Source organism: Mucilaginibacter aurantiaciroseus, assembly GCF_024055595.1.
Taxonomy (GTDB): Bacteria; Bacteroidota; Bacteroidia; order Sphingobacteriales; family Sphingobacteriaceae; genus Mucilaginibacter; species Mucilaginibacter aurantiaciroseus.
This window is the reverse complement of record NZ_JAMXOF010000001.1, coordinates 247,322-262,334: the sequence shown is the minus strand read 5'-3', so window position 1 is coordinate 262,334 and position 15,013 is coordinate 247,322. Positions and strand designations below refer to the sequence as shown.

General features: G+C 43.4%; 15 protein-coding genes. 4 read left to right on the top strand and 11 right to left on the bottom strand.

Translation table 11 applies throughout. The annotated features are described in order from the left end of the window. Positions 1 to 23 precede the first annotated feature (23 nt). Positions 24 to 230, top strand: a complete 207-nt coding sequence (locus NAF17_RS01180) for a hypothetical protein (RefSeq protein WP_252756146.1) — start codon at positions 24 to 26, stop codon at positions 228 to 230. Positions 231 to 238: 8 nt separating this feature from the next. Here the strand turns inward: NAF17_RS01180 and NAF17_RS01175 are convergent, their stop codons facing one another. Then, positions 239 to 2,431, bottom strand: a complete 2,193-nt coding sequence (locus tag NAF17_RS01175; protein WP_252756145.1) for an alpha-galactosidase — start codon at positions 2,429 to 2,431, stop codon at positions 239 to 241. Between the two features lie 204 nt (positions 2,432 to 2,635). Between NAF17_RS01175 and NAF17_RS01170 the strand changes: the two genes are divergently transcribed. Together NAF17_RS01170 and NAF17_RS01165 are read left to right on the top strand one after the other, a co-directional pair. Beyond that, a complete protein-coding gene (locus tag NAF17_RS01170; protein WP_252756144.1) occupies positions 2,636 to 3,196 on the top strand; it encodes a GNAT family N-acetyltransferase in 561 nt (186 codons plus the stop codon). A gap of 185 nt (positions 3,197 to 3,381) precedes the next feature. Further along, positions 3,382 to 3,618, top strand: a complete 237-nt coding sequence (locus NAF17_RS01165; RefSeq protein WP_252756143.1) for a hypothetical protein — start codon at positions 3,382 to 3,384, stop codon at positions 3,616 to 3,618. A 1,012-nt stretch (positions 3,619 to 4,630) separates the two neighbouring features. On the opposite strand, the gene NAF17_RS01160 is transcribed toward NAF17_RS01165, so the two are convergent. The 9 genes from NAF17_RS01160 to NAF17_RS01120 form a co-directional block, all read right to left on the bottom strand. Beyond that, entirely contained in the window at positions 4,631 to 5,560 is a 930-nt protein-coding gene (locus tag NAF17_RS01160; protein WP_252756142.1) for a bestrophin family protein, read from the bottom strand. 20 nt (positions 5,561 to 5,580) lie between these two features. Further along, entirely contained in the window at positions 5,581 to 6,078 is a 498-nt protein-coding gene (locus tag NAF17_RS01155; RefSeq protein ID WP_252756141.1) for a hypothetical protein, read from the bottom strand. A gap of 359 nt (positions 6,079 to 6,437) precedes the next feature. After that, positions 6,438 to 7,799 (bottom strand): sensor histidine kinase, encoded by a 1,362-nt coding sequence (locus NAF17_RS01150; RefSeq protein WP_252756140.1) that lies wholly within the window; start codon positions 7,797 to 7,799, stop codon positions 6,438 to 6,440. Then, entirely contained in the window at positions 7,783 to 8,478 is a 696-nt protein-coding gene (locus NAF17_RS01145) for a response regulator transcription factor (RefSeq protein WP_252756139.1), read from the bottom strand. The genes NAF17_RS01150 and NAF17_RS01145 overlap by 17 nt, the downstream gene beginning before the upstream one ends. Positions 8,479 to 8,817: 339 nt before the next feature. Beyond that, positions 8,818 to 9,207: a Rossmann-fold NAD(P)-binding domain-containing protein gene (locus NAF17_RS01140; protein ID WP_252756138.1), complete on the bottom strand. Its 390-nt coding sequence runs from the start codon at positions 9,205 to 9,207 to the stop codon at positions 8,818 to 8,820. Positions 9,208 to 9,240: 33 nt separating this feature from the next. Continuing rightward, the gene (locus tag NAF17_RS01135) at positions 9,241 to 9,489 is read right to left on the bottom strand and encodes a Rossmann-fold NAD(P)-binding domain-containing protein (protein WP_252756137.1); all 249 of its coding nucleotides are present in this window, start codon (positions 9,487 to 9,489) and stop codon (positions 9,241 to 9,243) included. Positions 9,490 to 9,534: 45 nt separating this feature from the next. After that, the gene (locus NAF17_RS01130; protein ID WP_252756136.1) at positions 9,535 to 11,472 is read right to left on the bottom strand and encodes a tetratricopeptide repeat-containing sensor histidine kinase; all 1,938 of its coding nucleotides are present in this window, start codon (positions 11,470 to 11,472) and stop codon (positions 9,535 to 9,537) included. A gap of 89 nt (positions 11,473 to 11,561) precedes the next feature. Beyond that, positions 11,562 to 12,641 carry a lysylphosphatidylglycerol synthase transmembrane domain-containing protein gene (locus NAF17_RS01125; protein WP_252756135.1) on the bottom strand — a complete coding sequence of 360 codons (1,080 nt, stop codon included), beginning with the start codon at positions 12,639 to 12,641 and terminating at the stop codon, positions 11,562 to 11,564. Positions 12,642 to 12,661: 20 nt separating this feature from the next. Continuing rightward, positions 12,662 to 14,080, bottom strand: coding sequence for an alkaline phosphatase family protein (locus NAF17_RS01120; protein ID WP_252756134.1), 1,419 nt, complete (start codon positions 14,078 to 14,080; stop codon positions 12,662 to 12,664). Positions 14,081 to 14,236: 156 nt separating this feature from the next. On the opposite strand from NAF17_RS01120, the gene NAF17_RS01115 reads away from it, so the two are divergent. After that, positions 14,237 to 14,503, top strand: a complete 267-nt coding sequence (locus tag NAF17_RS01115) for a TonB-dependent receptor (protein WP_252756133.1) — start codon at positions 14,237 to 14,239, stop codon at positions 14,501 to 14,503. Between the two features lie 124 nt (positions 14,504 to 14,627). Here the strand turns inward: NAF17_RS01115 and NAF17_RS01110 are convergent, their stop codons facing one another. Then, the gene (locus NAF17_RS01110; protein WP_252756132.1) at positions 14,628 to 14,993 is read right to left on the bottom strand and encodes a response regulator; all 366 of its coding nucleotides are present in this window, start codon (positions 14,991 to 14,993) and stop codon (positions 14,628 to 14,630) included. Positions 14,994 to 15,013: the final 20 nt, after the last annotated feature.

Sequence of the window (15,013 nt, the reverse complement as noted above, 5' to 3'; positions counted from 1 at the left end):
GCTTTTTTTATTAGCGAATAATTATGAAATCTGAACTAAGCATATCATACTACTGCTTTAACAACGCCTGCTTTGGCTCGGTGTATAATCATAAATATGCGCTTGTGCTATCACTCCCCTACGTGCTATCTACCTTTCACCAAAAGCATACCTGCCTGCTGTGCTGTTCAGAATTGATCTCCCTCGTAGACCTTGATATTAAACAAGTAGGGGCAATGGTTTATCGTTAGCGGCTTAATTACTGCACCTCATCCAATTGAATAACCACACTGGTATGAAAAGCGCTCACCTGCGGGTTGATGCCTACATTCATTAAAAAGTCGCCTTTATATTTAGGTTCGGTTTCTAAAACCGTACCCGTACCCGGGTAAAGGTTTATTTCTTTCACAGAATAGGTTTTTGTAGCGTCGAGGCCTTTGAAGCGTATCGGAGCTTTGGCACCCGCGTTATAGCGGTTATTCACCAAATAGTTAAACACCACTGCTTTTGATTTTGAATCGTTCACATACATCAGCGATGCTACATCGTTTACCCATGGGCTTTGCAGGCGGTACTGGTCGCCGTGCCAGATCACATCTTTAAGTCCGTTGTAATTTTTAAGGGCAATGTGCGCATAAGCCAGCTCCTGCTCGTTTAGTTTACTCACCACAATATCAAAACCCATTTTGCCCATCATAGCCACATCTATCTTAAATTTAAGCGGCTGTTTCCCCCAATCTGTAATGTGGTTAGAGCTGGCTATGGCCGGGAAGAAATAAGAATACTCCCATTGGATGAACACCCGCTCCAGCGGGTCGGTGTTATCGCTCGGCCAGTATTCGGTAAAGTATTTAAGCGCACCATAATCCACACGGCCACCACCGCCAGAGCAGAGCATCAACGGCACTTTTGGATATTTAGCCCGCACCCGGTCTAAAACTTTATACAACCCGCGCACATAATCGGTATACAAATGCGATTGATCTTTCTTTAAATATTGCGAATTAGCATTGTAAATAACCGCGTTGCAATCCCATTTAATATAAGCCAGCGAAGGGTTTTTGATGAACAAATTATCCACCACGCCGAAAACAAAATCCTGCACCTTGGGGTTCGTCAGGTCCAGCACCAACTGGTTACGGAAATACTTTTCAGGGCGGCCGCTTTCTTTGATCACCCAATCCGGGTGGGCTTTGTAAAGGTCGCTGGCGGGGTTAACCATTTCAGGCTCTATCCAGATCCCGAACTTTACGCCATTGGCATCCGCTTCCTTCACCAACGCGCTAATGCCGTTTGGCAGTTTCAGTTTGTTTTCCTGCCAGTCGCCAAGCCCCGCGTTATCGCCGTTACGGGGGTGGTTATTACCAAACCAGCCGTCGTCAAGCAAAAACATGTCAACACCAAGTTTTTTGGTATCCTTAAACAGCTGCGCCAGTTTAGTTTCGTTAAAATCGAAGTAGGTAGATTCCCAGTTGTTCAGCAGCGTAAGCCTGCTGCCCTCGCCATCCACAATTTTATACTTGCGTGCCCAACGGTGCATTTTGCGGCTGGCATCGCCCGTACCGTGTTCGCTGTAGGTATAAACCAGGGCGGGGGTAACAAAGTCTTCGTTAGGTTTTAGGTGATATTCGGCAGCGGCGTTGTTGATACCGGCTATTAGCCTTAAATAGTTTGAGGGCTCGGGGCTCAGCTCAAAATCCAATCTAAAATTCCCCGACCATTCCAGCGAGCCCAGCAACACTTTGCCCTCATCCTCGGTAGCGGGCTTATCCATCGAGATAATAAAAGTCGACGGCTGGTACAAGTTGGCACGCGTACCCAGTTTGCTATCGATGGTTTTGATGCCATGGGTAAGTTTGCTTTCCTCGGGTTTCATTTCTGACGCCCAGTTGCCGTGGTATTGTTTCAGCCAAAAACCATCAGCCTTAAAATTAAGGTTGGCCGATCCGAATTTGTTCAGCGTTACCACGCCCTTCTCATTATGCTTGATAACACTCCATTGCTCGGTAACGTCCTCCTTAAAAAAGGTTTTATAATACAGCTTCACCTCAAACGGATAAGCGGGGTCTTTAAGGGTTACGGTTAACAGCGATACGTTATCGTCCACCTTGGTTACAGCGTGACTAACATATTGCAGGTCCAGCGATTTATTGCCATCGGCATGGGTAACCGTAATGGCAGGCTCTGCCAGGTTAGCCGAACCCGACGGCGTGTAAGCATCATCCAATATCCCCGAATCATCATTCGGTTTATACATTTTGGCGATGCCTGCGTACCCCTTAGCATCGTTAAGCTTCGCACCAAAATAAACCATCTTTAGGTTTTTGCCGGCATCGGTTTGTAGCACCAGAGCATTATGCTGCGTTTCTACCGCAATGGTTACAACTTGTGCTTTAGCGAATATAGAGGCCGCCATAAGGCATGCGGTGAACAGGTAATTTTTGCTTCTCACGATAAATTAATTGGTTGTATTGGCTTAGGCAATATTACGGTAAAGTAATTTGGAATTATTGCGCACCATTAAATTTATGGTTTTTGCACAACATTTTACCAACATCGTTTATTAAACCGGTGGGTAAATGTACAGGTGGTAGCCAAAATTTAGCATGGATAAAATAAATAAACAGATGGAGATTCTTACTATTTTGCACCCGCCATGATACGACAAGCTACCCCCGCCGACGCTCCTTCCATATCCCGGTTGATCATATTAGCCATGGGCAAGCTTGCCGCCAAGTTTGCCAACAGCTATGATCCCGCAAAACCACTGGAGTTATTTGAACGCTTCGCAAAGCTAACCGATAACCAATATAGTTATACCAATATTTTGGTTTGGGACGAGCAAGGCGAAGCCGCAGGCATGATCATTGCCTATGATGGCGCCAAGATTAATGAACTGCGCAAACCTTTCCTGGATTATACCCGTAGCCAACTTGGCTTTACCGGCACGCCTGAAGACGAAACCCAACCCGGCGAATATTACATCGACTGCCTCGCCGTAAACCCCGATAAGCAGGGCAAAGGCATCGCCAAAAAATTGATCACCGCCTTATTTAACCGCGCCGCGGAATTGGGGCATGATACCGTTGGCCTGCTGGTAAGTAAAGGCAACGATAAAGCCAAAAGGCTTTATATCGATTTGGGTTTTGAAGAGCAGGGCGAAAAGCAATTGCTGGGCGGTTTACACTATCATTTGCAATATAAAATACCTGCATAGCTTAAGTATGGGGCGTTCTGTCTTACCTTTTTAGATCTCTTGTCTGTCATCAAAATTTTTATTGATTGATAATTAACACCTTAAGTTATAAACCCTAAAATCAGACAATAATACTTCAAACAACATGCAATATCCGGGCATTTTTAAACGTCTTTATAAGACATCGCCTTACAACTACCACCAATATGAAACACAAAATTAAACTGCCCGATGGAACCGCACACCTTATAGAAATTACAAGCGCATATTTTAAAACCTGGCACGTATGGAACGTGAAGTTCGCCGATGGCAAAGCCGCCATGCTGTTTAAACTTGGCAGCGAATGGATGCAGCGCAACGAAGATTTTTTAGACGAGCAGATCCTGAATGCCATAGGCAAGCGGATAGATAGTGTTTTGATAAGAAGGAAAATGGCTTTCTAAGGCGTATCTTTATAATACTTAGCAGATCCTCACCTGGCAAACATGCCGACAACTTAACTAATATTGGGTACCCCGATACTTTTGCCACAAAACAAATTTTTGGGTTGTATCAACCGTTATTGCTTTGGCCCGGGAGAAAGCACAGCGCAAACACTATCCCCTGTCGTAATAAGTTTAGCTTTACCGTTGGCACTATTTACGAAAACACAAAAATCCCTTTGCAAAAATGGTTCTTAGCTACTTACATATTAGCAGTACGTAGTAAAGGAATAAGCAGTTTACAATTAGCCGCATGGTTAGGTGTAACGCAAACTCCAAAGCCAACCCGAGTCGAAAAATGTCCGAAAAATGTAACGAAAAATAGGATGTCCCATTCTGTCCCATTCAAAGACCAATTTGCACTGCTAATGCAACCTTCCAGGCCGAACCAAAGTCGAAAAAATGACGAAAAAAAGTGATAAAATAGGGTGTCCCATTCCGTCCCATTCAGAAACCAGTGAGACACCCTTTTAATTTTTTAAATATCTTATAATCAATTATTTATAATTTTGATTTGACTATTTTACCAAAAGGTCAAACAATTAAATAATTCACTATCAACACATTAACAAAAATTTCTAATTTGTGTAATATTTAGTGGGACGCCCCGGGCCAAAACAGTAAAATCAATTGCTTGGCGGCGGCGTTGTTACTACACCTTTTACTACTCAAAAAATACCGTTATACTTGTATAACATTACCACCCTGCTGCATGACTAACGTACCATTAGCCGAATTAAAGGCTTGCCCTGTGAGATGTTCCCGATGATCAGCTGGAACGGCTGCTGACCCACGGCGAAGTGCCGGAAGCCGAAGAAGGCGAAGAATCTATGGCGATAAGCTTTGTACACAAATATTTAAACGAATTGTAATAACATAAGGGGCTGTGTACTCACCGTCTATCATAAAAACAAAGGCCGGTAGCTCTCACAACTAACCGGCCTTCTCATTAAAACAAATCGCCCCAAACTATTTAGAGTATATAAAACACTTTTGATTTATTAAACGATGCACCATTTGCAGGTTCTTCTTGCTTGTAGTTCTCTTTCAGCATTTGTTTGATATCACGCTCGATAGTGCGCGATATAGTAGTGGTTGGGGTATCTGTAGGTTTGTTCTCAAACGGATCCTGCAGGTGGATGGCCATGTTCTCTATCAAAAAGAACGACGATGCTATAGCAATAACCAAAGGCACTTCTATCACACCAAAAAATTCTATCAAACCAAACGGTAGCAACAACACAAACAGCAATACCGACAGGTGGATGTACACACTATACGTAGCCGGGAATACGGTATTCTTGATGCGTTCGCAACCACCCATTTCGTTACTGAAACGGGTTAAAGTCTCATCTATAGCAACCTGTTGAAACTCGTTTATCCAACCCAATTTGTAGGCGCTACGCAGGTCGGCCGACTGTAGTTCTAACAAGCCCATGGGCACGTTATCATACCGTTTTAAATGCTCCATATCTTCTTCACTTAGCAAACGTTCAAGGCCTTGTAAAGAGTCCTCTTTACGTAAGTGATGGCTCAGGCTGTAGCACCAGGCTATCTGGCGTTTGGCCATTTTTTCGCAGAATGCTTTTTGCTCGTGCTCGGCGTAAGGTGTGTCAACAAAGGTTAACAACTGGCGGGTTAAGCTGCGGGTATCGTTAACAATAGCGCCCCAAAGGGTACGGGCTTCCCACCAACGGTCGTAGGCCTGGTTAGATTTAAAGGCCAGCAGCAGCGATATTACCGTACCCAAAATGGTAGGCACTGCAATGGGTATAGAAATACGGGTAAAATGGAACGTACTGTACATAATGGCGATAAATACCGAGTACACGGTTACCAGCAGTACCTCTTTTTTGATTTTCCCAAAGATGTAGGTTACGGGGATATTTTCTTTTAATAACATAATGGCAGATGTTTTAGGGGTTATACTTCTAACAATTCTTCGTGCTGTTGCGCGGGCACGGCAGCTTTTTGTTCAAGCATCATTTTAGCATAGTCGCCTTTAGGCACATTAATTACCGGCAGGCCCGAACGTTTGATCAACAGACCAGGGTCGACACTTGATTGATGGATGGGTGTAAACGTATAGCTGTCGCTTTCCAATACCATATCCACATCGTTATGTTCAATAAAGTCTTTAAACATGCTTAGCGTGCTGCCATACAAGAAATCGATCTGGATGTTTTGGATATGCGGATACTGGGCACGCAGCACATTGCAGTAGCGGTAAAACTCGTCGCTTACTTTTTCGTACTCGCGGCTGCGGCGGCTTAACATCAGCAGGTCGCTGTACGAATCTGACAGCTTAAACACGTGTACAAATACAAGTTTCAATTCCTCGTTCTTAAATTGCCTGCAAATGGCGTGGATGCTATCTAAAGATGTTGCCTGGTAGTCGGTTGGGATTAATATCGTTTTCATAGGTAGATGCTTTAAGTTTAACATTTTGTTATTTGCTTATTACAATACTACCTCGCACCCATTAAAATGAATTAAGAGCCCTATTAGAAGTTTATTAGAATGCGGGTTTTTTTGTCAACATAAAACACTGACTATCAATACATAAAATGCAAATGAATGTTGTTATATAAGATACAGGGATAACTTATTAGAAAGTTATTAGAAATACTTTGCTATGTTTTTGGCTTTGTGCTTTAAATCCCCTCTTGAGAGGGGCGCGGATGGCTGTGTGTGGCAGGGGTGTGTTCTGCGTATGGAAAGGATATACCAATCCAAGTTCGCGCGTAGAGACACACCCATAGGCCCCCTCAAGAAGGGAACTAAGAAGCCACCGGCAGTATGATTTGGATCTCCGTCCCCACCTGTTCTTCCGAGCGGATGCCGATAGTGCCTTTATGTAGGCGAATGATATTCAGTGTTAACGGCAGGCCTATGCCATGCCCCTTAAACTCTCCTGTATTTGATGCCCGAAAGAACGGCTCGAAGATGTGTTGCTGCTCCTGTTCGGGGATGCCAATACCTTTATCGCTTACTTTGATAATGATGCGGCCATCCTGCGCGGTAACCTGTACGTTCACCGGGCAGTTGTTAGAATATTTGCAGGCATTGAGCACAATATTACTTATAGCCAGTTGCAGCAGGTTAACGTTGCCCTCGGTATAAAGCAAATTTTCATCATCAGGCAGGGCCGAAAAATCCAGGTCGATAACACTGTTGCGGTCTATCTTTTTCACCGAATCGGCAACGTCCATTACCAATTCATCTACCCGTATTTTTGTCCAGTTTTGTTTTTTACCATCAAAACCTGTTTGCGCCAGGCCAAGCAGACTTGCCAAAATATGTCCAAGTTTTTCGGCTTGGGCCAAAATAGTATTGACAGCCTCCCTGCCGTCTTCGGTCACTTTGTTGCCCATTAAAAGCAATTGCGTTTCGCCGCTGATGATGGCAAGAGGGGTACGTAACTCGTGCGATGCATTGCTTACAAAGTTGTTCTGCGTTTCAAAGGCGGTTTCCAGCCGGGTAAGCATATTATTAAAGGTAATTACCAGTTCGGCAATTTCATCCTTGCCTTTTACATCATCCAGCCGCATGTGCAGGTTATTGGCGCTTATGTTTTTTACACTTTTAATGATATTGCGAACCGGCTGTAACGTATAATAGGAAAAGATCTTACCGGCTACATACGTCATGATGATGGACACTACGAAAATAATAAGCAGCACCCGTTTCAGTTGTTCCAATTCCTTAAAGCCGTATGGGTCATTAGCGGTTACAATAACAATGTACTTTTCTCCATGCACAATAAACAATCCCCCGGCATAAAAATGATTTTCCTCGGTATAACGCTCTTTCTTTTTTGCCAGGATATTTTGATAAAATTCGTCGGGCAGGTCTATTATTTTTGTATAAGCAGGCGATTTAGTAGTATCAATTTTTATTATATATTCCTGCTCGTTCGCTAATTTTTCGAGATACCGGGTACGTACCTGCTTATAGGCTACCGATTCTTTATCCGGGTGGATGTTTGTTTCGGCGGCAAGGTTTACGCGGGCTTCGAGGCGTTTAAAAAAATCCTCGAAGTTAAATTCGGAAACAAAGTAAAATATAGACGCGTTGAGCAACACCAAACCAATAGTAGATATTACTACAAACAGCAAGGTTATTTTAGTTTGAAGCTTCATTCACCTCTTCCTTAAAAATATAGCCCATTCCAAATACGGTGTGGATCAGTTTGGCATCGTAGCCGGTATCTACCTTTTTACGCAGGTAGTTTACGTATACGTCAACCACATTGGTGCCCATGTTAAAATCAATATCCCAAACATTCTCCAGGATCTGGATTCGCGACAACACCATATTTTGGTTTTTAGCGAAATACTCTAACAGGTGATATTCAGTAGCGGTAAGCGATATGGCTTTGCCCGCACGTTTAGCGGTTTTAGATACAGTATCTATCTCCAAATTTGCAACGGTAATTACATTTTTAGGTGCGTTACCAGCCTTGCTACGGCGTACAAGCGTGCGGATTCGGGCCTCCAGCTCGGCAAATTTAAAAGGTTTGGCAAGGTAATCGTCGGCACCGCTGTTTAAGCCGGTTACAATATTTTCTGTACTGTTCAGAGCGGTCAGCATCAGTATGGCAATTCCATCGTCACGTTTGCGAATCTCTTTACAAACCTGGATACCGTTCATAACCGGCAGCATAATATCCAGCAAAATAATATCAAATTTATGCGCCTGCGCCATCTCCAACCCCATAATGCCATCGGCGGCTACGCTTACCTCCATACCGGCGTCGGTTAGGCCACGCACAATTACCGATACCAAGCCCGGTTCATCTTCTACAAGCAGTACTTTCATTTATCTGGGGTAACGCAAAATAGAACCATCCGCCCAAAATAATTGTTTTAACTTACTATGTCGACTAATTTTTGAACAAAGCGCGTTTTGATAGCAAAAAGCTAAAAAAACAAAAAAGTACCACGCACGGTCATCCCCCGATTTCCCGCATGCAGCACTTAATTGTATTAACTAATAAGGTTTAGGTGTTCTTATATTAACGATGTAAAACTACAGCGAGCGTAATAATTTTCACAGGGTGTAAAAACCCTTAAATTAGGTTGTTTTTCACCTATCGGTTTAAACAAAAAGACCCCCGCAATAATTGCGGGGGTCTTTTCAAATATAGTACTATTAATTTTAAGCTGTTTTGCTAAGGGATATAATATCCTCATCTTCAATAACTTGGGCGCAATAACCATCCTGCGTAACCTTTATCATCGCTTCTCCTATCTCCTTAACTTGTGCAAAACTTCCAGGGAACATTGTCCTACCTATTGGATACATCAAAGCAATAAATTTAAAAAGCATATTTACCCGGGTTTGGCCTGATATAGGTTTTATAAAGCCCGGCCTAAAGGCAAAAACCTGCTTAAAGGGCAGTTTCATCAGGTCGTTCTCTGTTTTGTCTTTCACGGCTGCCCAGCCGGTGCCTTTTTCATTACTATCAGTACCCGCGCCGGATACATAGCAGAAGGTCATGTCCGGGTTTAGCGCTGCCAGCGTTTGGGCAACACCAAGCGTAAGCATATATGTGGTTTTAAAGTAATCGTCCTTACTTAATCATACTGACGAGATGCCGAGGCAAAAGTAGCAGGCATCATAACCCATCAACTGGTCTTCAATGGGCATCAAATTATAAAAATCGGTATGGACTATCTCGGTTAGTTTTGGGTGTTTGTAGCCAGATGGTTTACGGTTGATAATGAGCACCGCTTCCACATCCGGGTTTTGTAAGCATTGCAGCATTACGCCCTCGCCTACCATGCCGGTAGCACCTGCTATTATCGCCTTTATTTTTTTGCCTGCCATATTTGTAAATATTTTTTAAACAAGCAAGTAATGGTTTTGTAATACTCAGGCGGGTACGTTAACGGTAACGGTTGTACCCATGCCCAGTGCGGATTGGCAATCTATGGTTCCACGCAAATATTCGATACGGGTTAAGATATTTTTTAACCCGATGCCTTCAAAGCTTCCTGCTTTTGTGGTATCAAAACCTACACCGTTATCTTTTATTACTGCCGTTATTTCATTATCATACCGTTTTAAAGTAATGTCCAGTTGGGTGGCATTGGCATGTTTAATAACGTTGTTGATGGTTTCCTGGATGATGCGGTAAAGCATGGTTTCCACATTGCTTTCCAATTGGTCTTTAAACCCTGTAGTTTCCAGTTTTATTTTGAGGCTGTCGGCGTCTATCTTTTCTATAAACTTTTTCAGGTCGGAAGCAATGCCTGATTTAAGCAGGCTGCTAGGCATCATTTGGTGCGATATCATACGCACTTCCTTACAGCTTTCGTCAACCAGTGCCAACGTATTTTCGGCCAAAAACCTGTCCTCATCACGCTGTAAATTTATTCTTTCGAACAAGCCGTTCAGGTTCATTTTTACTGCGGAGAACAGCTGCCCCACGCCATCGTGCAAATCGGCACCAATACGTTTGCGCTCGTGTTCCTCCGCATCTATCACGGCTTTGGTAAGCGTGTCCTGGTGCTGTAACATTTGGGCTTGCAGCTGTGCTTTTTGCTTTAACTTATTGCGATTGTATACAAGCCCTGCTACTACTAAAGCAACTATCAGCAAGCCTATAATTATAGCAATGGTAGTTGCTTGTTTACTAATGGATAACTTTTGAATGGTGTTCTCTTTATTTAGCAAGGTTATTTTTTGTTCCTTCTTTTCGGTATCAAATTGGGTTTGCATCAGTGCTATCTGCTGGTTGCTTTTCTCGTTGATGAGGTCAACACTCATCGACTGGTACTTCTGATGAGCGGCAAGGCCATTTTTATAATCGCCCAATTGCTCATAAATATTGCTAAGCGCACCCCAGCCCTGCTTTTCGCCTTGCTTATATTTACTTTCCCGGGCGTATTTAAGGCCTTTCAGCATCCAGTCGAGCGCGGGTTTAAATTCCTTTTGATCGGCATAAGCAGCGCTGATGTTCATGTAGGTATCGCTGATGTTCTTTTTATCACCAAAAAACTCATCTATCTTTAGTACCTCTAATTGATACTTTAGACCTTTGTCGTATTGCTTCATGGCCGTGTAGCAATTAGCCATGTTAGAATATACCTGTGACAAGCCGCGCATATCATTATGCTGCTTGCAAAGTATAAAAGCTTCCGCATCGCGGGCAAGGGCTTTATCAAACTTACCGTCCTGCCCGTAAACGTTGGCCAGCAATTGCAGGTTGCTGATAACGATATTGCTTTTATTTACTTTTTTGGCAAGTTCTACGCTTAGCAGCGCATTACGCTCGGCTTCTTTGGAATTTTGATTATCAAAATAAACCAGCGCCAAGTTTCCTAATGAAGTAGCTATACCAACCGTGTCTTTTAGTTTTTCGCGAATGGCTAATGCTGAAAGGTGGTTTTTTATCGCTTCGCTAAAGTTGCCTGTTTGCCAGTAAAATATACCCAGGCCATTTTCGCCTTTGGCTACCCCGAGGGGGAAATTTACTTTTTTGGCTATCTCGATACATTTCTCGCTATAAACCTTCATCGAATCAAACTCTCCCTTGTACGAGCTTTGAATTGATTTAAAGGAATAAACATTGGCAATACCTTTTTGGAAGTTTGTTTTCTGCGCGATAGCCATCGATTGACCTATCATCTTTTCCGCCTGAACGGGGTCCATGCGCTGTAGCTCGAGCGCTATTTTATAGTACAGGTCCGACCGGATGGTATCCGCTTTGGCGCTTGCCAATACCTTTTCTAAACTGTCAACAGTTTTATTTTGGGCAAATCCAAAAACCGGAATGCACAGCAACAGCATCAGTAATAACTTTCTCATTAGGGGAATAAGATTTTATTATTAAAGATATATATTATTGCTATTAATAAAAATATTTACTTACAGAATAATATTTTAATCGACTGACCCTAAGCCTTCTTCATGGTTTGTTTGCGTAGCAGGTTAAGCACTACATAGGCACCTATCAACGCCGGAAAAAACAACAGGAACGACCGTTGAAGCAGCGTAAAAACGGGTATAAAGGCGGCGGGTACTATCTTACCAAATAAGGTAGCTATAAAACCTTCGGCAAAACCGCTACCGCCCGGGGTTGGCGCAAAATAAATCATAAACTGGATCAATATCTGGATAGATATTACCTGTACCAAATTAACACTAAGGCCTAAACCCATCAATAATACCCATTGCAGGCAGTATTTGTTAAGATATAATACCGTTGTAATGAGCAAGCTTAACGGGAATAAATATGGGTGTTTGCGGATGATTACGCTACAGGTCTGTTGATATTTACTAATACTTTGGAATGTGTTATCGGCCCATTTTTCCAGTTTCTCTCTCCGTTTAGGGAAGATCTTTGAAAGGCCCTTAGCTATTTTTTTAATGATGGTACCCACCCAAAGCGGTTTCCAAAAAGCCAGCAGAAATGCCAGCAGAAAAAGCAGGAAAAAGCTGAACCCATATTTAAGCATCGCCGGCACTACACTGCCAACCTCGGTGGTATCCATCAACATAATGGCTATAAACCCTGCCAATGGCATAAAAATCAGCGTAGCACCCAGGTTTAACAAAGTCACCGCGAACGAATCTATAAAAGTTACGCCGTTGCTGGTATAAACAAAGATCTGTGCGGGGCCTGCGCCACCGTGGGCAGGTGTTACAGCGCCCATAAACATATTAGCCACGTTAGCCTTAAAGCTTACCCAGTGCGACACACCCGGCGCCAGTTTACGGATATAAATATGGTTGCGCCAGCTGCCCAGCATCAGATCCACAAAAAGCATTACAAAACAAATGAAAATGTATTTATAGGATATGTGTGATAAGGCCTTTAATGTATCGCCTGTATTGTTGTAAAAGAAAACCACCGCGATAGTAGCTACCGTGATCAGCGCAAACCAAAAAGCACCTTTGATGATCACCTTTCTGTTAAATACGCTTTTCGCGTCCTGCTTCTCGGGCTCTGCGGTATGCTTGGTTATTTGTGTCATTTATAACGGGGCAGTAATAATTAAAATAATGGTTCGCCTTCGGAGCTTTTTGGGGTGATGCCTTTCCATTTCAGGATGCTGTCAAACAAATCGGCAGTACGCATTGGTTTTTCGTCCCAACCCTTTTGGTTATAGATCATCGGTACATGGATGTGGTACCTGTGTAACGAACCATGTGAGCCTTTGTGTTCCGGGTACTCCCAAAAATCGCGCAGGTCGTAACCTAAGGCAGCACTTATCACAATGTCTCCCGCCCTGCGGCTTTGGAACAATTGGTAGATCTGGAATATAGCATCAGGGTAATCGGTATCAAAAGTAGCGGCAAGGATGGCGCGGTGACCCGTAGCTTCTATCTTACCACCGTATTTTAAAACATCGGCAGATTGCGGCTCATAGGTAAACACATCATCTTTAACAGAAATTTTCGCCTTGCCGTCTTTATTATGTACAATGAAGGTTTGCTCTTCATCGCCACGGTAAATGGCAAAATCAACAGCAGGTTCTTTAAGCAATAAAGCTAAACGCCCGGCCCCCATAGCTTCCAAAATACCCTGCTCGCGCAACACGTGGTCGCCCTCGTGGTTCAGGAAGTGGATACTACCGAACGAGTTGCCTGATATCATCACCGCGCATTTCGGGTTGCTTTTCCAAATTACCGGATAGTACACAGATTTTAGCCCGTGGTCGGTCATCCAGTCGGCAAGGTCAAGATGTTTGGTTGTTGGCGTAAGGCCGTGGTCTGATGTCATGATGAACAGGATATCTTCCCATTTGCCCTGCTCCTCTAATTTGGCACGTACTTCGCCCAGGCTGCGGTCGGCAATTTTATAAGCCTCAACCGTACGAGGGTCGCGGATGTGGTGATAATGCGAATCCCAATCAACACTCGGAAATACCGCGAACAGGAAATCAAAATCCTTACCCGAGTTGATCATTTCCATGATGCGTGCATGGCCCTGAATATCTACCGGGTGGTGGCGCAGTTTAAAGTGTGCCCGGGTGTACATCAAACCCTTGCCTTTTTTACCCAGGTCATATTCATCGGGCACGCTGCGGGTTATCATGTTGTACAAGTTGTACGATTCGCCCATTAGCTCAAACAGCGTGGGTTTATCGGCAGGCATATCGGTATTGAACCAGGCGGCTTCGGGGCCGCAATAGCTGCGCATGGCCATTTTGTTAAGGCGGCAGCGTTTAAATTCCTTTTTATCGAACCAGCGAATGCCCGTAATATCCATAGTACCAGGAAAATGCCCGGTTAAAAATGGCAGGTATGCAGGGCCGGTGGTAGATGGGAAACAGGTGGTAGCCTTGCGGTAGGTACCCTCGTCTGTGATCCGTTTGATATTTGGTAGTTCCCCTTGTTCTATCAGTTCAGGTAAAACTTCACTATGGGCGCCGTCGACTAAATAAAACAGCACTCGCTTTTTGCTTTGCATCAGTAGAAAAAAATATATAAAAACCGGCTTTAAAGGGTGTTAAGGCCGATATGAAAATTATGTTTGTAACTGTAAAATAACTAAATATTTATTAATTTTTGGCCGCCAACCTGCAACTATTATACATACTTTAAAAACCGGATAGTAGCGCAACTTTTGAAATTTTTAGTTATAAGCAAGCAGTTTAGCGATGCCAATAACACCGCGTTTAACCCAACTGGTGCAACAGGAGTGGTACCGGCCTACAAATTGACTAATCTGGCGTTTAACTATAGTTTCCTGAGAAACTACCACGTTAATTTCAACATCAACAACCTTACCGATCAGAAATACTTTACCCGCCGGATAAACATGTATCCCGGCCCCGGTATTTTGCTCGGCGATGGTATCTCGTTTAGCATTAGTTTGGGTGTGAAGCTGTAAGCCCCCAGCCCCTATAGGGGAATTTTGAATGCAAAAGGCCAATCTCAAATGAGATTGGTCTTTTTAATATTTTATAATGATTTTCAAAAACTCCGCCTTTAGCTAACGGAGACCAGGGAGCTTTCTACAAATGTTTCTTCACTATCCCATATAAATCATCAAGGTTAAATGGTTTTTTGAGGTATCCGTCAGATAATCCGGCTTCGGCTATTTCGGCGATGTTGCTTACTGCCGATACGATGATAACGGGGATATGCTTTGTTTTAGGATCTGATTTTAGCGCACGGCTTAATTGCTGGCCGTTTGCATCACTTTTCCATTCGGTTAGCCAGTTGTCTATCATGATCAGGTCAGGCTTGTGTTGGTCCAACGATTTTAGTATACGGGAATTATCAGAAGAGATCACTTCATACCCCTCGATTTCCAGCGCGAGCGTAACCGTGTCCCTTATATCTTTATCATCTTCAATTACTAAAATCCTCTTAGCCATAGCTTCAATCAATATTGCTT